17 protein-coding genes are annotated in these 19,435 nt (G+C 69.0%); 9 read left to right on the forward strand and 8 right to left on the reverse strand.

The window, feature by feature from the left end; genetic code table 11:
• Positions 1 to 460: 460 nt before the first annotated feature.
• The 3 genes from bluB to EX20_RS19965 all read right to left on the reverse strand — a co-directional run bounded on the left by bluB (position 461) and on the right by EX20_RS19965 (position 3,369).
• Complete coding sequence (bluB, locus tag EX20_RS19955; RefSeq protein WP_034194476.1) at positions 461 to 1,198, reverse strand: 5,6-dimethylbenzimidazole synthase; 738 nt, start codon at positions 1,196 to 1,198, stop codon at positions 461 to 463.
• Positions 1,199 to 1,353: 155 nt separating this feature from the next.
• On the reverse strand, positions 1,354 to 2,352 hold the full coding sequence (locus EX20_RS19960; protein ID WP_014722522.1) for a 2-hydroxyacid dehydrogenase: 999 nt from the start codon (positions 2,350 to 2,352) through the stop codon (positions 1,354 to 1,356).
• 30 nt (positions 2,353 to 2,382) lie between these two features.
• Positions 2,383 to 3,369, reverse strand: a complete 987-nt coding sequence (locus tag EX20_RS19965; RefSeq protein ID WP_011883449.1) for a LysR family transcriptional regulator — start codon at positions 3,367 to 3,369, stop codon at positions 2,383 to 2,385.
• 637 nt (positions 3,370 to 4,006) lie between these two features.
• Here EX20_RS19965 and EX20_RS19970 point away from each other — a divergent pair.
• Complete coding sequence (locus EX20_RS19970; protein WP_034194477.1) at positions 4,007 to 5,218, forward strand: pyridoxal-phosphate-dependent aminotransferase family protein; 1,212 nt, start codon at positions 4,007 to 4,009, stop codon at positions 5,216 to 5,218.
• A gap of 33 nt (positions 5,219 to 5,251) precedes the next feature.
• On the opposite strand, the gene EX20_RS19975 is transcribed toward EX20_RS19970, so the two are convergent.
• Positions 5,252 to 6,187: a helix-turn-helix domain-containing protein gene (locus EX20_RS19975; protein ID WP_034194478.1), complete on the reverse strand. Its 936-nt coding sequence runs from the start codon at positions 6,185 to 6,187 to the stop codon at positions 5,252 to 5,254.
• A gap of 133 nt (positions 6,188 to 6,320) precedes the next feature.
• On the opposite strand from EX20_RS19975, the gene EX20_RS19980 reads away from it, so the two are divergent.
• Entirely contained in the window at positions 6,321 to 7,211 is an 891-nt protein-coding gene (locus tag EX20_RS19980) for a DMT family transporter (protein ID WP_014722528.1), read from the forward strand.
• Between the two features lie 341 nt (positions 7,212 to 7,552).
• Here EX20_RS19980 and EX20_RS19985 read toward each other — a convergent pair whose 3' ends face one another.
• Positions 7,553 to 8,767 (reverse strand): MFS transporter, encoded by a 1,215-nt coding sequence (locus tag EX20_RS19985; RefSeq protein WP_011883456.1) that lies wholly within the window; start codon positions 8,765 to 8,767, stop codon positions 7,553 to 7,555.
• A 372-nt stretch (positions 8,768 to 9,139) separates the two neighbouring features.
• Between EX20_RS19985 and xdhA the strand changes: the two genes are divergently transcribed.
• The 6 genes from xdhA to EX20_RS20015 all read left to right on the forward strand — a co-directional run bounded on the left by xdhA (position 9,140) and on the right by EX20_RS20015 (position 15,361).
• Positions 9,140 to 10,738, forward strand: a complete 1,599-nt coding sequence (gene xdhA / locus EX20_RS19990) for a xanthine dehydrogenase small subunit (RefSeq protein ID WP_034194479.1) — start codon at positions 9,140 to 9,142, stop codon at positions 10,736 to 10,738.
• Positions 10,739 to 10,756: 18 nt separating this feature from the next.
• A complete protein-coding gene (gene xdhB, locus EX20_RS19995) occupies positions 10,757 to 13,120 on the forward strand; it encodes a xanthine dehydrogenase molybdopterin binding subunit (RefSeq protein ID WP_034194480.1) in 2,364 nt (787 codons plus the stop codon).
• Positions 13,121 to 13,207: 87 nt separating this feature from the next.
• Entirely contained in the window at positions 13,208 to 13,864 is a 657-nt protein-coding gene (xdhC, locus tag EX20_RS20000) for a xanthine dehydrogenase accessory protein XdhC (RefSeq protein ID WP_011883460.1), read from the forward strand.
• Positions 13,865 to 14,190: 326 nt separating this feature from the next.
• Positions 14,191 to 14,424 (forward strand): FitA-like ribbon-helix-helix domain-containing protein, encoded by a 234-nt coding sequence (locus EX20_RS20005; RefSeq protein ID WP_011883461.1) that lies wholly within the window; start codon positions 14,191 to 14,193, stop codon positions 14,422 to 14,424.
• Positions 14,411 to 14,830, forward strand: coding sequence for a type II toxin-antitoxin system VapC family toxin (locus tag EX20_RS20010; protein ID WP_011883463.1), 420 nt, complete (start codon positions 14,411 to 14,413; stop codon positions 14,828 to 14,830). Before EX20_RS20005 ends, EX20_RS20010 begins: the two co-directional genes overlap by 14 nt.
• A 129-nt stretch (positions 14,831 to 14,959) precedes the next feature.
• Positions 14,960 to 15,361 (forward strand): polyketide cyclase, encoded by a 402-nt coding sequence (locus EX20_RS20015; protein ID WP_011883465.1) that lies wholly within the window; start codon positions 14,960 to 14,962, stop codon positions 15,359 to 15,361.
• 40 nt (positions 15,362 to 15,401) lie between these two features.
• Here EX20_RS20015 and EX20_RS20020 read toward each other — a convergent pair whose 3' ends face one another.
• From EX20_RS20020 to EX20_RS20030, 3 genes are all read right to left on the reverse strand, one after another.
• Positions 15,402 to 16,346 carry a LysR family transcriptional regulator gene (locus EX20_RS20020; RefSeq protein WP_011883467.1) on the reverse strand — a complete coding sequence of 315 codons (945 nt, stop codon included), beginning with the start codon at positions 16,344 to 16,346 and terminating at the stop codon, positions 15,402 to 15,404.
• Between the two features lie 69 nt (positions 16,347 to 16,415).
• Positions 16,416 to 17,054 (reverse strand): 2-hydroxychromene-2-carboxylate isomerase, encoded by a 639-nt coding sequence (locus tag EX20_RS20025; protein ID WP_034194481.1) that lies wholly within the window; start codon positions 17,052 to 17,054, stop codon positions 16,416 to 16,418.
• 94 nt (positions 17,055 to 17,148) lie between these two features.
• A complete protein-coding gene (locus EX20_RS20030; protein ID WP_011883471.1) occupies positions 17,149 to 18,582 on the reverse strand; it encodes a TAXI family TRAP transporter solute-binding subunit in 1,434 nt (477 codons plus the stop codon).
• 468 nt (positions 18,583 to 19,050) lie between these two features.
• Between EX20_RS20030 and EX20_RS20035 the strand changes: the two genes are divergently transcribed.
• The gene (locus EX20_RS20035) at positions 19,051 to 19,407 is read left to right on the forward strand and encodes a BON domain-containing protein (RefSeq protein ID WP_011883473.1); all 357 of its coding nucleotides are present in this window, start codon (positions 19,051 to 19,053) and stop codon (positions 19,405 to 19,407) included.
• Positions 19,408 to 19,435: the final 28 nt, after the last annotated feature.

Raw genomic sequence — 19,435 nt, forward strand, 5'->3', positions numbered from 1 at the left:
CGGGGCCGGAACGTATTGTTTCGCGGGCCATGCGGCAGTGGCTGACGTAACGCTACGGTGGGGGATTTCGATGGCGCGATCGCGGCGGCGCCGGAAGACGTCGCGCTTCCGCAATGCCCGACGCCGCCGCGCTCGGTGCCCACGCCGGTAAGGCGATCATTGCTCCCGCGGCATGTCCGGCGGAGTGTCGGCGGAGTTGACGCACCGTCACGGTTGCGGATTTTGGCAGCCGCGATCGCAGCGGCATTGGGAGACGTTGCGCTACAGCGATGCCCGACGCCGCCGCGCTCGGCGCCTACGCCGGAGCAGTGGTCATTGCTCGCGCGACATGTCCGGCGGAGTATCGGCGGAGCTGACGTACCGCCACGGTGGCGGATTTCGACGGGTGCGATCGCAGCGGCGCAGCACGATGTAGCGATGCCCGACGCCGCCGCGCTCGGCGCCTACGCCGGGGCTGCGATCATTGCCCGCGCGGCATGTCCGGCGGCATGTCGGCGGCGTGATCCTGCGTTGCCGGGCCGTCGCGGGACGGCGTCGATTCGGCACTGGGGTTCGCCTGCGCCGGGGCGTCCCACGTGTTTTCGAACAGGCACGCTTCGATCGGCATCCGCGCGGCCCAGCGCTGCTGCTCGAGCATCGGCTGCGCGTAGAACGCGCCGACGTGCCCGATGCACAGCACCGCGATCGGCTGCGCGCCGGCCGGCATGCCGAGGAGCGTGCGCAGCGCGTCGACGTCGAACAGCGACACCCAGCCCATGCCCAGCCCTTCCGCACGGGCGGCGAGCCACATGTTCTGGATCGCGCAGGCGGCGGACGCGAGATCCATCTCCGGCAGCGTGCGGCGGCCGAACACGTGGCGCTCGCGATCGTCGGTGAGCGCGACGACCAGCAATTCGCCGCATTCGCGCACGCCTTCGACTTTCAGCCGCATGAACTCGTCCTGGCGCTCGCCGAGCGCGTCGGCGGTCGCGCGGCGCTCGGCCTCGACCAGCCCGTGAATCGCGGTGCGCAGCGCGGCGTCGGTGATGCGGATGAAGCGCCACGGCTGCATGAATCCGACGCTCGGCGCGTGATGGGCCGCGCGCAGCAGTCGCGCGAGCGTGGCCGGATCGACCGGCGCCGACGTGAAGTGACGCATGTCGCGCCGTTCGAAAATGGCCCGGTAGACCGCGGCGATGGCGGAGTCGTCGAAACGCATGGGGGAGCGGAAGCAAAGGGAAGTCGGCGCAACGATAGCAGAGCGCGGGCGCCGCGCGTTACATCAGGCGAATGAATGGGTCGGCGCGATGCCGGTGCGGTGGGTGTGGAGCGGAGGCACGCGGAACGCCGCAAGCCGAAAGCCAACCCCGCGCTTCAGCGCCCGCCAGTGACGACGTTGGTCGGCGCGCCCGCGCGCCATGCGTCGATGTTCAGCAGCGTCGTATGTGCGATCTCGGCGAGCGCCTCGCGCGTGAAGAACGCCTGATGCGACGTGACGATCACGTTCGGGAAGGTCAGCAGCCGCGCGAGCACGTCGTCCTGCAGCGGCAGGTCCGAGTGATCCTCGAAGAACAGGCCGCTTTCCTCCTCGTACACGTCGAGCCCGAGATGACCGAGCTGGCCGCTCTTGAGCGCCTCGACCAGCGCCTGCGCATCGACCAGCCCGCCGCGCCCGGTATTGATCAGCATCGCGCCGTGCTTCATGCGCGCGAGCGTCTGCGCGTTGATCAGATGATGCGTCGACGGCAGCAGCGGGCAATGCAGGCTCACGATGTCCGATTGATGCAGCAGCTCGTCGAGTTCGACGTAGCGCGCGCCGAACGCGATCAGCTCGTCGTCGTGAGGCGGCAGCGAATGCGCGAGCACGCGCATCCCGAAGCCCATCATGATCTTGGCGAACACGCTGCCGATCAGCCCCGTGCCGACCACGCCGACGGTCTTGCCGTGCAGGTCGAAGCCGAGCAGCCCGTTCAGCGAGAAGTCGCCCTCGCGCGTGCGCGCAACGGCGCGCGGCAGCCGGCGGTTGAGCGCGAGGATCAGCGCGACCGCGTGCTCGGCGACCGCGTGCGGCGAATATGCGGGCACGCGCACGACCGCGATGCCGAGCCGCTCGGCAGCCGCGAGGTCGACGTGGTTGAAGCCGGCCGAGCGCAGCGCGATCAGGCGCGTGCCGCCGTCAGCGAGCCGCTGCAGCACCGCCGCATCGACGGTGTCGTTGACGAACGGACAGACGACGTCGTAACCGTGCGCGAGGATCGCGGTCTCCGCATCGAGGTGTGACGGCTGAAAGTGCAGCCGATAGCCGAACTGGCGGTTTGCGGCGGTAAACGACTCTTCGTCGTACTGCCGGCTGCTGAACAGGATCACACGCACGCTGCACCTCCGATGGCTGACGCGTGCAGTTTACTGCAGGCCAGCCGGCCGCCCAGCGACGAGATCGGCGCGCTCGGGGGTGCGCAGGAAGCCGTATTCGGAGCGCTCCTGCGCCGCCTGCTGCCCGAAATGCTCGAGCGCATGTTCGACGAAGCTGCGCGTGCGGGCCGGCACGTACTGGCGATTCGGATAGACGAGCGACAGCTGCGCATCCGGATCGTCGATCCGATAGCCGGGCAGCAGCCGCACCAGCGTGCCGGCGGCGAGCGCGTCGGCGACGCACGACTCGGGCAGCACCGCGATGCCCGAGCCGGCGAGGGCCGCCGCGTGCACGAGCGCGAGCTGGTTGACGGTGCACGCCGGGCGCACCGTGACCGAATGCGCGGCGCCGTCGTGGCCGACCAGCCGCCACGCGGGCGCATGCTGATGCGGCGCGAGCGCGACCCAGTCGTGACCGGGCAGGTCGTCGGGCGCGCGCGGCTCGCCGCGCCGTTCCAGATACGCGGGCGCCGCGCACGCGACGAACGGGTTCGGCGCGAGGGTGTGACCGATCAGCGTCGGATTGCCGTCGAGCCGGTCGCCGGTGACGATGCCGACGTCGTAGCCCGAATCGAGCACGTCGAGCGGCCCGTCGGCGACGGTCAGCTGCACGCGCAGTTCGGGATAGCGGTGCCGGAAACCGCTGACGAGCGGCGTCAGCGTGAGCGGCGACAGCAGACCCGACGCGACGACGCGCAGCGTGCCGGCCGGCTCGCGCACCGCGTGCGCGACGGACGCCTCGAGATGATCGAACTCCTCGAGCAGCGCACGGCAGCCGTCGAGGTAGCGCAGCCCGGCTTCGGTCAACGACAGGTTGCGCGTGGTGCGGTGGATCAACCGCGTGTTCAGATGGGACTCGAGCATCGCGATCGAACGCGTGACGAGTGCATTGGACACGCCTAGATGGTGCGCCGCGCGCCGGAAACTCTGCTGCTCGGCAACGCAGACGAACACTCGCATGGTCTGAATCTGGTTCATGTCTCGCGTATTTCTGGCCCGGTGGATTGATTTTGCTTGGAATTTTTCGTCGCGCGACCGGGATTGCCGGTGTGCGTCGTCCGATTTTCGTTCGTATCGAAAAAGCGGCTCTCGATTCCGCAGACGATTGTTCATTACGAAGGCGATATCCGTCAACCTGAGAAAATGGGCGGGTTGCGGAAAATCGAAATCGCGGCTATCGGATTTACGCGGCGGTCTCGTTGGTTTCCCGGCAGTATTGAAACCGGTAGTTCGGTATCTGAATGTTGCTCAGCAAAATCAATGATTTATCGGTTTTGTACGATGCTTCGCAGCGGTAATTTTCGAACTCTGTCACTAATAGATGCCGCGATAATCGATGTTTTTTCGGCGTATCGGCATTTGGTGGATCCATTCGGTCCGCGCGGTTTTTATCCTGATGCGGCGTATTTCCGACTAATTGGGTCGTCTATTACTGAAGCGGGCGCATCCGCACGCACTGCAATATGGCCGGGAAAATCGCCTGTACCGGGCCGCGGCGGGGCCGCCGGCGCGCGCGCCTCTTGCGCGCGGGCGCGGAACACGGAATCATCGATCGATCCGCCATGCCCTGTGGCGGGCGACGCTCGTGCGTCTTTCTTCATCTTTTTTGCCAGCCATGTCCCTCGACCATTCGCCGATTCCCTGTCCCGTCGTCGTGCCGCTCGACGCGATCCTGCCCGAAGAACCGCTGCTGATGATGGGCGCCGGCCCGGTGCCGATCCCGGCCGCGGTCGCGAAGGCGAACACGATCGTGATCAACCACCTCGGCGCGACGATGGCGAAGATCATCGAGCAGGTGAAGGAGATGGCGCGCTACGTGTTCCAGACCCGCACGAAGTGGGTGCTCGGCGTCGCCGGCCCCGGCTCCGCCGCGATGGAAATGGCGATTTCCAACCTCGCCTGGCGCGGCACGCGCGTGCTGTCGATCCGCAACGGCTTCTTCAGCGCCCGCATGGCCGAGATGGCCACGCGCGTCGGCGCCGACGTCGCGACGCTCGAAGTGGCCGACCGCTCGGTCGCGAGCCTCGAGGAGATCGCCGACGCGATCGCGCGCGAACGCCCCGAGATCGTCACGATCGTGCAGGGCGAGACGTCGAACACCGTGTGGAACCGCGACCTGCGCGAGATCGCGGCGCTCGCGAAGGCGGCCGGCGCGCTGGTGGTCGTCGACGCGGTGTGCACGCTGTCGACGATGCCGCTCGAGATGGACGCATGGGGCATCGACGCGGTCATCACGGGCGGCCAGAAGGGGCTGTCGTCGATTCCCGGCGTGTCGCTGATCGCGTTCTCCGACGCCGCGTGGGACCGGATGAAGCAGCGTCCGGAACCGAACGCGCACTGGTGCCTCGACATGGCGCTCGCGGAAAACTTCTGGCACAACGCGGGCTACCACTACACCGCGCCGGTGTCGGGCGTGCTCGCGCTGCACGAGGCGCTGCGCCTCGTGTGCGCGGAAACGCTCGAGAGCCGTTTCGCGCGCCATCTGCGCTGCACGCTGGCGCTGCAGGCCGGCATCGAGGCGATGGGCCTCGAACTCTACACGCCGAAGGAATGCCGTCTCAATTCGGTGGTCGGCATCGAGACGCCGGCCGGGCTCACGCCCGGAATGGTCTGCGGCCACATCTCGAAGCAATATCAGGTCGAGATCTCCGGCTCGTTCGGCTTGCCGATCGTGCGGATCGGCCAGATGGGCGAGCAGTGCCGCGAACACAACCTGTTCCGCACGCTGCATGCGTTCGGCCGGACGATGGTCGATCTGAAGGTGCCGGTCGACCTGCCCGCAGGCGTTGCCGCGCTCGAGCAGGAACTGTCGCGGCGCGGCACGTAAGCGCGGCCGGCGGCGCGGCGCCGAGCGCGGCGCTCAGCCGCCCCGCATCGCGCGCCGGTACGCGTTCGGCGTCGTCCCGTGCGCGTCGCGAAAGCGGTGGCTGAAATGGGCGGCGTTCGCGTAGCCGCACTCGGCGGCGACCTGCGCGAGCGGCAGCGCCGTCGTGCGCAGCAGCAGGCGCGCGCGGGCCAGCCGCTGCTCGGCCACCCAGGCGTGCGGCGCGCGGCCGAACGACAGCCGGAACATCCGCGAAAAGTGATATTCGGACAGCGCGGCGACGTTCGCGAGTTCGCCGAGCGTGAGCGGCTGCGACAGGTAGCTGTCGATATAGTCGCGCACGCGCCGGCGCACGGCGGGCGCCAGGCCGCCGCGCAACGGCGCGTCGGCGCGCGCGGCGCCCTGGCCGCGCAACAGCAGGCTCAGCACGTCGTGCGCGGCCTCGTTCACGCGCAGTCGCCCGTCCGCATCGTCCCAGCGCTCCAGGGCGAGCGAACGGAACTGCGCGGCGACGCGCGCATCCTCGAAATAGGTGCGGTCGGCGAGTTTCAGTTCGCGCGGTTCGCGGTCGAGCTCGCGGATCGCGCGCTGCGTGAAGTGCTCGGGCAGAAAGTACAGGTGGATGAAGTGCATCTCGCCGCGCACCCACCAGCGCGATTCATGGTCGCCCGGCAGCGTGCACAGCAGGCTCGGTGCGCCGTAGCGCGGCACGCGCTCGCGCTCGGTCCGGTAGCCGCCGTCGAGATAGCACGACAGCGTGTGGTGGCCGGGCTGTTCGTAGACCGTCTCGCTTTCGTCGGTGATGCGCGTCCATTCGGCGATCGCGAGGTGGTCGCCGAGCCACGTGAAGCGCTCGAGCGTCGCGTTCGCGTCGGCGAGCGTGCGGCACACCGACTGCAGCCCGAACGGCATCGTGTCGCCCGCGAGGGCGGCGGCGTGGTCGACGGGCGGAGCGTACAGGGGCGAACTCATGGTGCGACGAGTATAAGCGCGCGCACCGCGTGCCGTGCGCCGGAGCGAAAAAGACCGCAAATCCGGACAATGCATGCGCGCGGCGCGGCCGCATAGTCGGAATCCGTTCCACTCGTTCCGCTGCGTTGCCGCCATGAATCTGTCGCTTTACTTCATCACCGTGCTGATCTGGGGCACCACCTGGATCGCGATCAAATGGCAGCTGGGTGCCGTGCCGCCGCCCGTGTCGATCGCATGGCGCTTCTGGCTCGCCGCCGCCGTGCTGTTCGCGCTGCTGCGCCTGATGCGCCGGCCGGTGCGTCCGCCGCGCGAAGCGTGGCGTTATCTCGTCGCACAGGGCGTCGCGCTGTTCTGCCTGAATTTCCTGTGCTTCTACTATTCGGAGCAGGTCGTGCCGAGCGGACTCGTCGCGGTGATCTTCTCGACCGCGCCGCTGCTGAATTCGATCAACGGGCGCGTCTTCATGGGGCGGCCGCTGCGGCCGTCCGCGATCGCCGGCGCGCTGCTCGGGCTGACCGGCATCGCATGCCTGTTCTGGCAGCAGATGGCCGGGCATCTGGACGACCACGCGACGTGGATCGGTCTGGCGATCGCGTTCGCGGGCACGATGTGCTTCTCGGCCGGCAACCTGCTGTCGAGCCGGATGCAGGCGATGGGGCTGCACCCGCTCGCGACCAACGGCTGGGCGATGCTGATCGGCGCGGCGATCCTGACGGTCGGCAGCGCCGCGGCCGGATTGCCGTTCGCGCTCGATCCGAGCCCGCGCTATCTCGGCGCGCTCGTCTACCTGGCCGTGCCGGGCTCGGTGATCGGCTTCACCGCGTACCTGACGCTGGTCGGCCGGATCGGGCCGGAGCGCGCCGCGTACTGCACGGTGCTGTTCCCGATCGTCGCGCTGGCCGTGTCGACGGTATTCGAGGGTTATCAGTGGTCGCCGCTCGCCGTGGTGGGGCTGCTGCTCGTGGTGGCCGGCAATCTGGTGGCGTTCGATCTGACGCGCCGGCTGTTTCTGCGCACCGCGTGACGGCTGCGCTGAATGAAAGGCGCCCCGCGCGAAGCGGGTTGAGGGCTGGTTCGCGCCGTGGGCGGAAGATGGTTGCTCGGCATGCAGATGGGGTCGGCCTGTTGGCCTGTCGGGCCGCCAGCCCGATGACGGCCTGATGGGCCGTTAGCCCGAAAGCCGTACAGCCTGATGGCCCGAGAGCCCGAGAGCCCGAGAGCCCGAGAGCCCGAGAGCCCAAAAGCCCAAAAGCCCAAAAGCCCCACGACCCGACTGCCGCCGTTGGCCCAGCCCCGGCGGCTAGTCCGCCGGGGCTGGGCCAACGGCCCACCAGCTAGCTCGACAGCCGCCCGCCGTACCGCCCCTCAAGCCGCCGCGCCGCTCCCCGCCACGCGCGCCTGCCGCTGATACAGCACCATCGACAGCGCGACGCCCGCTGCGGCGGCCGCCGCAGCGAACAGGAACACCTGCGGATAACCGAATGCGCCGGCGATGTAGCCGGCGAGCGGGCCGGTGATCCCGAGCGACAGGTCGAGGAACACCGAATACGCGGACAGCGCCGCGCCGCGGCTCGCCGGCGGCACCAGCGCGACGGCCTCCACGCCGAGCGCCGGGAAGATCAGCGCGAAGCCGAACCCGGTGAGCGCCGCACCGACGAGCGCGACGTGCGGCACCGGCGCGAGCCACAGCAGCAGGAGGCCCGAGGATTCGAACGCGAACGACACGATCGCGACGCGGAAGCCGCCGTAAGTCTTGATCATGTTCGCGAACAGCAGGCGCGCGCCGATGAACAGCGTGCCGAACACGGTCAACGAGAGCGCCGCGTTGGGCCAATGGCGCGCCGCGTAGTAGAGCGTGACGAAGGTCGCGATCGAACCGAAGCCGGCCGAACCGAGCGCGAGACCGAGGCCGTGCGGCAGCACGCGCGTGAACACGCTCGCGTACGACATCCGTTCGCCGTGCACGAGCGGCACGGCGTCGATCAGGCGGGCCAGATAGAAGCCGGCCGCCGCGAGGGCGATCACGAGCACGCCGATCAACGCCGGATTGAGCGCGTGCGCGATCGCGACGCCGACCGGCGCGCCGAGCGCGAGCGCGCCGTAGGTCGCGATGCCGTTCCACGAGATCACCTTCGCGTTGTGCGCGATGCCGACCCGGCCGATGCCCCACAGGATCGCGCCGGTGCCGCACAGGCTTTCGCCGACGCCGAGCACGAGCCGGCTGCCGATCAGCAGCACGAGGCTCGCGGCCGGCCAGCGCGCGAGCAGCAGCGCCACCAGCAGCAGCACGCCCGACACGCCGCAGCCGATCAGCCCGCGCAGCACCGTCTGCTTCGGCCCCAGCGTATCCGCGAAGCGCCCGGCGAGCGGACGCGACGCGAGCGTCGCGAAATACTGGACGCTGATCGCGGCGCCCGCGACGATCGCGGAATAGCCGAGATCGTCGTGGACGAAGCCCGGCAGCACCGCGAGCGGCAGCCCGATGGTCAGATAGCAGACGAACGTGAAGCAGACGACGGACACGATTTGCAGCGTGACGGCGAGCCCGCTGCGCGGCGGTGTGGCGGAATCGGTGGACATGGGGTCGGATTAGATGAACGAAGCGCGACGACGATCGAGGCAGATGCAGCCAAACAACGGAATCCGGATTTTCCCATGGAACCGGTTTTCCCGCAGGTACTACTTAGTTAATCGTGACCCCGTTTTCGCTCTGCAACGGACCCGGCGAAAACAGCCAGAGGCGCACCGGCACGCCAGCCTGCGCCACGCGCGACGCGCATGCCGCGCAGCTGGCGGCCCCGCCGCCCACATATCGCGGCCGTGATATGAGCCGCATGCGCGTTCGGCTATGGGTTGCGAAATTTGACGGTGATAGCGTGCAAACTGTCAGAGAAACGTCGGTCGTGCGCTGAGCGCCGGCCGCCTTGCCCCCACTTGAACAACGATTGAGACATGAGTGAGCCGATCCGCTTCTACCATCGTCACGCGGTCCGCGAAGTCAGCGGCGCGAACGTCACCCGCACCGTGCTGCAGTATCTGCGCGAGGATGCGCACTGCACCGGCACCAAGGAAGGCTGCGCGGAAGGCGACTGCGGCGCGTGCACGGTCGTCGTCGGCGAGCTGACCGACGCGGGCGCGGTGGCGTTCAAGGCCGTCAACGCGTGCATCCAGTTCCTGCCGACGCTCGACGGCAAGGCGCTGCTGACGGTCGAGGACCTGCGCCGGCCGGACGGCTCGCTGCATCCGGTGCAACAGGCGATGGTCGATTGCCACGGGTCGCAATGCGGTTTCTGCACGCCGGGCTTCGTGATGTCGATGTGGGCGCTGTACGAGCAGCACGGCCATGAGCGCTGCGGCAGCGCAGCTTCGAACGCATCGTGCGTAGAGAGCGTCGCCGGCGCGCCGAGCGTGCCGTCCCGCACCGAGATCGCCGATGCGCTGACCGGCAACCTGTGCCGCTGCACCGGCTACCGGCCGATCATCGACGCGGCGGTGCGGATGTTCGACGCGAGCGGCGAACGCACGCCGGCGCAGGACTCGCCGGTCGACGCGGTCGCGCTCGCGCGCACGCTGGCGTCGCTGCGGCGCGAGCGCACGTTCGAATACGCGGCCGCCGACGGCGCGCGCTTCGCCGCGCCGCGCACGCTCGACGCGCTGGCCGCGCTGAAGGCCGAGCGCCCCGACGCGCGGCTGTTGGCCGGCAGCACCGACATCGGCCTGTGGGTGACCAAGCAGATGCGTCGCCTCGACGACCTGATCTACGTCGGCCAGGTCGCCGAGCTGCAGCGGATCGTGCACGGCGACGACTGGATCGAGATCGGCGCGGGCGTGACGGTCGAGCGCGCGTACGCGGCGCTCGCCGGCACGTATCCGGAGCTGACCGAAATGTGGAAGCGCTTCGCGTCGCTGCCGATCCGCAACGCGGGCACGCTCGGCGGCAACGTCGCGAACGGCTCGCCGATCGGCGACTCGATGCCGGGGCTGATCGCGCTCGGCGCGCGCGTCGTGCTGCGCGGCGGCGACACCGTGCGCGAGCTGCCGCTCGACGCGCTGTACACCGGCTATCAGCAGAAGGACATGGCGCCGCACGAATTCGTCGTCGCGCTGAAGGTGCCGACCCGCAGCGGCGCGCGCGCGGCGCTGCAGTTCCGCACCTACAAGCTGTCGAAGCGGTTCGACTCCGACATTTCGGCGGTGTGCGCGGCGTTCGCGTTCATCGCGGACGGCGACACGATCCGCGAGCCGCGCATCGCATTCGGCGGGATGGCCGCGACGCCGAAGCGCGCGCCGCACACGGAGGCGGTGCTCGACGGCGCGCCGTGGCACGAAGCCACCGCGCAGGCCGCGATGCAGGCGCTCGAGCGCGACTACCAGCCGCTCACCGATATGCGCGCGACCAGCGCCTATCGCGTCGATGCCGCGAAGAACCTGCTGTACCGGTTCTGGCTCGAGACGCGGATGCACGACCCGCTGCCGGCGCACGCGTTGAACGTGCGCGAAGTGGCCGCCGAAACCGGCGCCGAAGCGGCCGATGGCGCGGCGCGCGTCTGAAGACGGAGAACCCCGAACATGAACCAGCAAGCAGAACCGTTCCTGAGCGCGCTCGATGCGCAGACCGACGGCGCGCAGGTCCACGTGTCGCGCGTGCACGAATCCGCGCACCTGCACGTGAGCGGCCGCGCCACTTACACCGACGACATCCCGCTCGTCGCCGGCACGCTGCACGCGGCGCTCGGCCTGTCCGCGAAGCCGCACGCGAAGATCGTGTCGATGAACTTCGACGCGGTGCGCGCGACGCCCGGCGTCGTCGCCGTGTTCACGGCCGCCGACATTCCGGGCGTCAACGACTGCGGGCCGATCGTCCACGACGACCCGGTGCTCGCCGACGGCGTCGTGCAGTTCGTCGGCCAGCCGATGTTCATCGTCGTCGCCACGTCGCACGACATCGCGCGGCTCGCCGCGCGCCGCGCGCAGGTCGACTACGAAGAGCTGCCCGCGATCCTCACCGCGCAGGACGCGCGCAACGCCGAGTCGTACGTCATCCCGCCGCTGAAGCTCGCGCGCGGCGACGCGCCCGCGCGGCTCGCGGCGGCCGCGCATCGCGAGTCCGGCGAGATGTATCTCGGCGGGCAGGAGCAGTTCTATCTGGAAGGGCAGATCGCCTACGCGGTGCCGAAGGACGACGACGGCATGCACGTGTACTGCTCGACGCAGCATCCGAGCGAGATGCAGCACCTGGTCGCGCACGTGCTCGGCGTCGCGTCGCACGACGTGCTGGTCGAATGCCGCCGGATGGGCGGCGGGTTCGGCGGCAAGGAATCGCAGTCGGGCCTGTTCGCGTGCTGCGCCGCGCTCGCCGCATGGAAGCTGCTGTGCCCGGTGAAGCTGCGTCCCGATCGCGACGACGACATGATGATCACCGGCAAGCGGCACGACTTTCATTACCGCTTCGACGTCGGCTACGACGACGACGGCCGCATCGACGGCGTCGCGCTCGACATGACGTCGCGCTGCGGCTTCTCGGCCGACCTGTCGGGCCCGGTGATGACGCGCGCGGTGTGCCACTTCGACAACGCGTACTGGCTCGGCGACGTGGCCATCGCCGGCTACTGCGGCAAGACCAACACGCAGTCGAACACCGCGTTCCGTGGCTTCGGCGGCCCCCAGGGCGCGTTCGCGATCGAGTACATCCTCGACGACATCGCGCGCGCGCTCGGCCGCGATCCGCTCGACGTGCGCTACGCGAACCTGTACGGCAAGACCGAGCGCAACGTGACGCCGTACGGGCAGACCGTCGAGGACAACGTGCTGCACGAATTGCTCGGTGAGCTCGAGGCGACGAGCGGCTATCGCGCGCGCCGCGCGGCCGTCAGGGAATTCAACGCGCGCAACGCGGTGCTGAAGAAGGGCATCGCGCTCACGCCGGTGAAGTTCGGCATCGCGTTCAACGTGACGCATTTCAACCAGGCCGGCGCGCTGGTGCACATCTACACCGACGGCTCGGTGCTCGTGAACCACGGCGGCACGGAGATGGGGCAGGGGCTCAACACGAAGGTCGCGCAGGTGGTCGCGCACGAGCTCGGCATCCGCTTCGACCGGATTCGCGTGACCGCGACCGACACGAGCAAGGTGGCGAACACGTCGGCTACCGCCGCGTCGACGGGCTCCGACCTGAACGGCAAGGCCGCGCAGGATGCCGCGCGCCAGCTGCGCGAGCGGCTCGCGGCGTTCGCGGCGAAGCGGTTCGGCGACGGCAGCGTCGCGGCGGCCGACGTGAAGTTCGGCAACGACGTGGTGTGGGTCGGCGCGACCAGCGTGCCGTTCGCCGACGTGGTCGCGAGCGCGTATCTGGCGCGCGTGCAGCTGTGGTCCGACGGCTTCTACGCGACGCCGAAGCTGTACTGGGACCAGTCGAAGCTGCAGGGCCGGCCGTTCTACTACTACTCGTACGGCGCGGCCGTGTCGGAGGTCGTGATCGACACGCTGACGGGCGAAATGCGCACGCTGCGCGTGGACGCGCTGCACGACGTCGGCGCCTCGCTCAATCCCGCGCTCGACATCGGCCAGGTCGAAGGCGCGTTCATCCAGGGGATGGGCTGGCTCACGACCGAGGAGCTGTGGTGGAACGCGGGCGGCAAGCTGATGACGCACGCGCCGTCCACGTACAAGATCCCGACCGTCAACGACACGCCGCCCGCGTTCAACGTGCGGCTGTTCCGCAACCGCAACGTCGAGGACAGCATTCACCGCTCGAAGGCCGTCGGCGAGCCGCCGCTGCTGCTGCCGTTCTCGGTGTTCTTCGCGGTGCGCGACGCGATCGCCGCGGTCGGCGACTACCGCGTGAACCCGCCGCTCGACGCGCCGGCGACCGGCGAGGCGATCCTGCGCGCGGTGCACGCGGTGCGTGCGGCGAGCGCCGCGCGGGCAGGGTGAGATGATGCATCGCCTCTTCACGCTCGCTTCTTGCGCCGGCTTCCGCCCGGCGCTCGGCGTCGTCGGGACGGCCCGGCGGAGGCCGGCATGAACGGCCGCGCTCGTTCGCCGCATGGCGCGGCGCAGGCGCCCGCCGTCCAATGCGACGACGGCGCGTGCGGCAGCGCGCCGTCGCAGCTGCCGCCGTTCGCGCGCGGCACCGGCCAGCGCAATCGCGCAACCGCGGCGCCGCCGCCGATGCACATCGTGCTGTTCGGCGCGGGGCACGTGGGGCATGCGCTCGTCACGCTGCTCGGCGCGCTGCCGTGCGTCGTGCAGTGGGTCGACACGCGCGACGAGCTGTTTCCCGACGAATGTCCGCCGAACGTGCAGCCGGAGCCGACCGACACGCCGGAAGCGGTGGTCGATGCGGCGCCCGCGGGCGCGTACTTCCTCGTGATGACGCACAACCACGCGCTCGACTTCGCGCTCGCCGCGCAGATCATGCGGCGGCACGACTTCGCGTATTTCGGCATGATCGGCTCGCGTACCAAGCGCGTGAAGTTCGAGCGCCGGCTCGTCGCGCGCGGCGTCGATGCGGTGCGGCTCGCGGAGATGGTGTGTCCGATCGGCGTGGCCGGCATCGTCGACAAGGCGCCGGGCGCGATCGCGGTGGCCGTGTGCGCGGAGTTGTTGCAGGTGCGCTCGAAGGTACCCGCGCGCCGTTCGCCGAACCATCGTGAAAGCGCCGGTAGTGTGGAGTAAGCGGCGGCGGCTCTGAACGGCCGAGCATGCGATGCCGTGCTGGCGTCGTGCGAAGACTTTGCCGCCTTGCACGATCGGCCAATCTGTTGGATTTATGCGGGCGCATCCGTTCGGATGGATCACCCGAGGCCGTCACTCCGGAAGCGTCATCGTTGCTTGACCGCGGCTTCGGCCGAAACCGTCCGTGTTGGAGCCGTTATTTCCAAGGCGGCCGTGACGGTCACGTGCTGAGGCATTCGACGAATGCCACCCTGAAAGGCGATCAGTGCTTGCAGCTTCCGCGAAGAGTGCTAGCATTGATATCAACTCGGATGTGGAGGTGAAGCATGGCAACTCTTCTGGTGAGAAATGTGGACGAGGAACTCGTCCAAAGCCTGCGCGAGCGGGCCGCAGCCAACGGGCGCAGTGCGGAGGCCGAGCATCGAGAGATCCTGGCAAAGGCGCTGCGCGCGCCGCAGCGCAAGACGTTCGCGCAGGTGTTGATGAGTATCCCGAACGTCGGAACCGATGCCGATTTTGCGCGCGTGGATGACGGCGAGGCAGCGAATGTTTTTGGTTGATACCAACGTCATCAGCGAAGTACGGAAGCGGGAGCGAGCAGATAAAGGTGTGATGGCGTTTTTCCGCAAGGCCGCGCAGGACGATGCCGATCTGTACCTTTCCGTGGTGACGGTTGGCGAACTGCGGCGCGGTGTGGAAATCATCCGTCACCGTGGCGACAAGTCCCAGGCGACGCGCCTTGAAAACTGGCTCGATGGCGTACTTCGGGAGTTTGCGTCGAACATTCTGGCGGTGGACGAAGAGATCGGGCAGTTGTGGGGACGCCTGCGCGTCCCGCATCCCGAGCACTCGCTCGACAAGTTGATCGCGGCAACGGCGTTGATCCACGACCTGATCGTCGTGACGCGGAACGTCGATGATTTCGCCGGAACGGGCGCACGCGTTCTGAACCCATTCGAAAGCTGATACCCAACGCCGGAGAAAGCGGAGCGCTGAGCGGTTGTTGCATGCGGTAACGACGCCAGCCGCGCACGCATTCGTCTACACTCCGCAGATCGTGCGGCACCGGGCCGCGCGTTTTTCCCTGCACACCGCATGTCCGATCCGCAGATCTATCTCGATGCACTTTCCGCGAGCGTCGTCGCCATCGAGCGCTGGCTGTCCGGCGCCGATTCCGAGCCCGCGGCCGTCGATGCGCTGCTCGCCGATTTCGCCGCCGATTTCACGATGATCATGACCGACGGCCGCGTGTTCGACCACGCGGGCACGCACGCGCTGTTCGCGAAGCTGGGCGGCGCGAAGCCGGGGCTGCGCATCGCGCTGTCGGACGTTCGCGTGCTCGCGGCCGACGCATCGCATGCGGTGCTCACCTATCTGGAATCGCAGCACGCGGCGTCGGGTGCGTTGCCCGCACGGCGCGCGACCGCTGTGTTCCGGCGCGATGCCACGGGCGCGGTGCGCTGGACGCATCTGCAGGAAACCTTCTGCACGGCCTGAACGCCGGCGCGGCCCCGAACCGGAACGCGAGTGAGCTGATTCAGCGCTTGCGCACGCGCGCCGCGGTCAGTTCGTCGGACACGCTTTGCATCAGCGCGCACAGCCACGCGATGTCGGTCGGGCGATCGGGTTGCGGATGCGTGAGCAGATAGCTCCTGATACGCGGAAACGGCACGGGCGGTTCGACCACGACGAGCGGCAGCAACTGCGCGTAGTGCGTCGCGAAGCGGCGCGTCGTCGTGAAGATCAGGTCCGCCTGCAGCAGCACCTGCGGCACGATGCCGAAGTACGGCAGCGTCGTCACGACGCGGCGCGTGAGCTGCGCACGCGCGAGACCGATCTCGATCGCATTGCGCTTGTCGCCGGTGTAGGGCGTCGGCGCGACGTGCGCGGCCGCGGCATACGCATCGCGCGTGAGCGGCTCATGTGCGAGCGGATGGGCCGCGCGCATCAGGCACACGATCGTGTCGGAGAAGAGGTCCTGGCGCGCGAAGCGCGGGTCGGGCTTCGGCCAGTTGCCGATCACGAGATCGAGCGCGCCCGTTTCGAGCGCGCCCGCATGATCGAGCGCGGGGTTCAGCGAGTCGATTTCCAGATGCGCATGCGGGGCCGCGTCGCGAAAGCGCGCGATCAGCGTCGGCATGAAGAAATCGTTCAGATAGTCGGGCGCGGCGACGCGGAACGTGCGGCGCGCCGACGACGGCTCGAAGTCGCCGTGCGGCGTCGCGATGAAGTCGACCTCGCGCAGCGCGCGCGACGCCGCGCCGAGCAGCGACGCGCCGTACTCGGTCGGCACCATGCCCGACTTGCCGCGCACGAGAATCGGATCGTTCAGCGTTTCGCGCAGCTTGCGCAGCGCGGTGCTGATCGCGGGCTGGGTCTGGTTCAGCCGCAGCGCGGCCTGCGTGACGCTGCGCTCGAGCAGCAGCGTACGCAATACGCGCACGAGCCAGATGTCGAGCGAGGCGGTGCGGTCGTCTTCCATCGATGCAGGGTTGTGCGGGCGAAGCGTAACCTTACCGCAGCCGCCCGCGCGCGGGCGTGATACCGGGCATCACGCGCGGCCCTTCGGCAGCGTGCTGATCCGCTTGACCTCGCCCGACTCGAGCCAGTTCGGCGTGCGTGCGCAGTACAGCACCATCGGCAGTGCATCCTCGCCCCAGAACAGCTGCTGGTTCATCCAGAAGGTCGGCACGCCGAACACGCCGAGCGCGATCGCCTCGTCGGTGTTGCGGCGCAGCTGCGCGCTCGTTTCCTCGAATTCGATCAACTCGTCGCCGTGCCCGACGCCGACGCGCTCGCACAGCGCGGCGAATCCCGCGGGCGTCGACGGATCGTTGCCGTCGTGCCAGATGAAACGGAACATCTCGAGCACGGTGCCGATGTCGGCGCGCATCGCGATCGCGAGGCGCAGCGCCTTGTCGGTGTCGAACGGATGCGCCGGCGGCATCTTGAAGCGGATGCCGAGCTGCTCGGCGCGAAACAGCGCGTGGCGGTACGTGAACACGCGCTTGGCCGGCACGTCGGCGCTCGGCCGCTGTCCCCAATGGCGCTGCAGGTCGGGCAGCGCCACGGCGACGGGCTCGAACGGCACGTCGGGCCACTTGTCGTGCTGTTCGAGCAGCAGGTAGGAGAACGGCGACACGAAGTCGTAGAACCAGGCGGGTTGGGCGGTGTCAAGGCCGGTTGTCATGACGATCTCCAGAGGGGTGGGGCGTGCGCGCCTGGCGGCGGCCTTCATGTTACGCGGTGGCGCGCGGATGCGGTAATGATCGCGGATCGGCCGCTCACGCGGAACCCGGAGTCGCCCGAGGGGTTTCGGCAGTCGGCGGCGCGGCGGCCGCGGGCGGCTGCGACGCGTCCGACATGCGCGCGGGCGCGTCGGGCTCGTGCGCACTCAGCCGTTCGCGCACGAAGCCGATGTGCTCGCGCAGCACGTAGAACTGCCCCGCGTACGCGAGCGGCATCTTCATCCGGTTCACGGCTTCCTCGATATCGTCGAGCTCCTCGAGCAGGTGCACGCGTTCGTCGGCCGTGTGCTCGCCGAGCGCGCGGCGCTCGAGCGCGATCAGCGCGCCGTACCAGCGATAGATCCGCGAGCGCACGCGCCAGCCGTACAGCGACGGCACGAGCCGCAGGCCGGGGATCAGCACGACGATCAGCGGCACCACGACCACCAGCAGCCGGTCGACGAGGCTCGCGACCCAGAACGGCAGCCGCCGGTACAGGAAGCTCTTGCCCGACTTGTAGTAGCGCGCCGCGTCGTCGGACAGCGGGAAGCCGCGCGTGATCGCGGACGGGAATTCGCCGGCGTGCTGCAGGATCGTCGCGTGGCCGTGCACTTCGCGCGCGGCCTCGATCAGCAGGTCCGACAGCGCCGGATGCAGCGTGTCGCGTGCGACCAGCTCGATCGTCGGCGCGACCGTGTGGATGTCGCTGGCCGGCAGGTTGCGGCCGAGATCGTAGACGCCCATCGGCAGCGTGATCGCTGTCAGGTACGGGAAGCGGCGCGCGTACGCTTCGGCCTGCGTGAACGAGTACACGTGTACGCCCGGCGCACGGAACAGCTTCGACATCACCGGGATCTGCGTCGAATCGCCGGACAGGAACGCGGCGTCGATCTTGCCGTCGAGCAGCGCGGTCGCGGCGTCCTCGCCGGCGATCGGCAGCAGCTCGGTCGGGCCGCCCGGCACGATGCCGTTCATCTTCAGCAGCGCGAGGCTCAGCTCGCGTGCACCGCTGCCCTGCGGGCCGAGCGCGAGCCGCTTGCCCTTGAAATCGGACAGGCGCGCGACCACCGCGCCGCGATACATGATCGCGAGCGGCACGTAGCCGATGCTGCCGAGCGATACCAGTTGCTCGTCGCGTTCCTTCGAACCGATGCCGCTCTGCACGAAGCCGACGTCGACCGGTGCGTTCGGGTCGGACAGCCGCGCGAGGTTCTGCGCGGAGCCCTCGGACGCTTCGACGTCGAGCGTGATGCCGTTCTTCGCGAGGATCGCCTTGTATTTCTGCGCGGCGTTCCAGTACGTGCTGCCGGGCGGCCCGGCCGAAATCACGAGCGTGGACGGCGGCGCGGGCTGGATCAGCTTGACCGCGAGCCACACGGCCGCCGCCGCGAGCAGCACGGTGGGGCCGATCGACAGCGCGAGGTCGCGCCACGACACCGCGACGAAGCGGGCGAGGATGCGGCGGGGTGGACGCGGGCTGGCAGGCTTCATGGAAATCGACAGATGACACGGCCGTGACGCATCGATGACGAGCGGCGCCAACGATGCGGGTTCAGCCGGCGATGGTACCTGGTTTCGCGTCGTTGGCGCGAGTGGGGGTTGTGCGCCGGTTGTGCGCCGTGCGGGGGCCGGAGATTTTGCCCGCCGGCGTCGCTGGGCCGGCTTCGCGCGCTCGCGCGTCAAAGTCTTTGCGCTTCCGCGGGCGCTGGATTACATTGTGCGTCGCAGCCGCGACCGATTCGCGCGCGACCCGGCACCCAACGAGACCGGGCGCGTCCGGCCGGCGGCTGTCCGGCCCGGCCGGCCCGCATTTGCGTGCGCCGGCCGCCGGCCCGTGTCGCCTCTCTCGCATCGCCGTGGAAATCATCGGCCGTCCCGCCCCTTCGCGCGCGGGCCGGCTGCCTTTGGGGGTATCCGGCCGTACTGTGCACGGCCGTTCCGAAGTCACAAGGAGATAGCATGAAGTCGATCGTGTTGAGAGCGTTGGGTGTTGCGGCCGTGGCGGCCTGTCTGACGGGCAGCGTGTACGCGCAGTCGAGCGATGCGGCGGCCACCGAGGCGGCGGCGAGCTCGCCGAAGGCCGCGGCCAAGACCGCGAAGAAGGCGAACCGCAAGCTCGGCTACGCGGTGCGCAAGGCCATTACGAAGGCAGGCGGCGTCGACGTGGCGAACCTGGTCGTCCGCTCGAAGGGCGGCGCGATCACGCTGGAGGGCACCGTGCCCGACCAGGCACAGATCGACAAGGCGGAAGAGGCAGCGAAAAGCGTACACGGCGTGACGTCGGTCACGAACAAGCTGACGGTCCAGCAGCAATAATGCGGGGCGGCGGCGCGCGAGCGCGCCG

Origin of the sequence: Burkholderia sp. WP42 (genome assembly GCF_000745665.1) — a bacterium.
Classification (GTDB): domain Bacteria; phylum Pseudomonadota; class Gammaproteobacteria; order Burkholderiales; family Burkholderiaceae; genus Burkholderia; species Burkholderia vietnamiensis.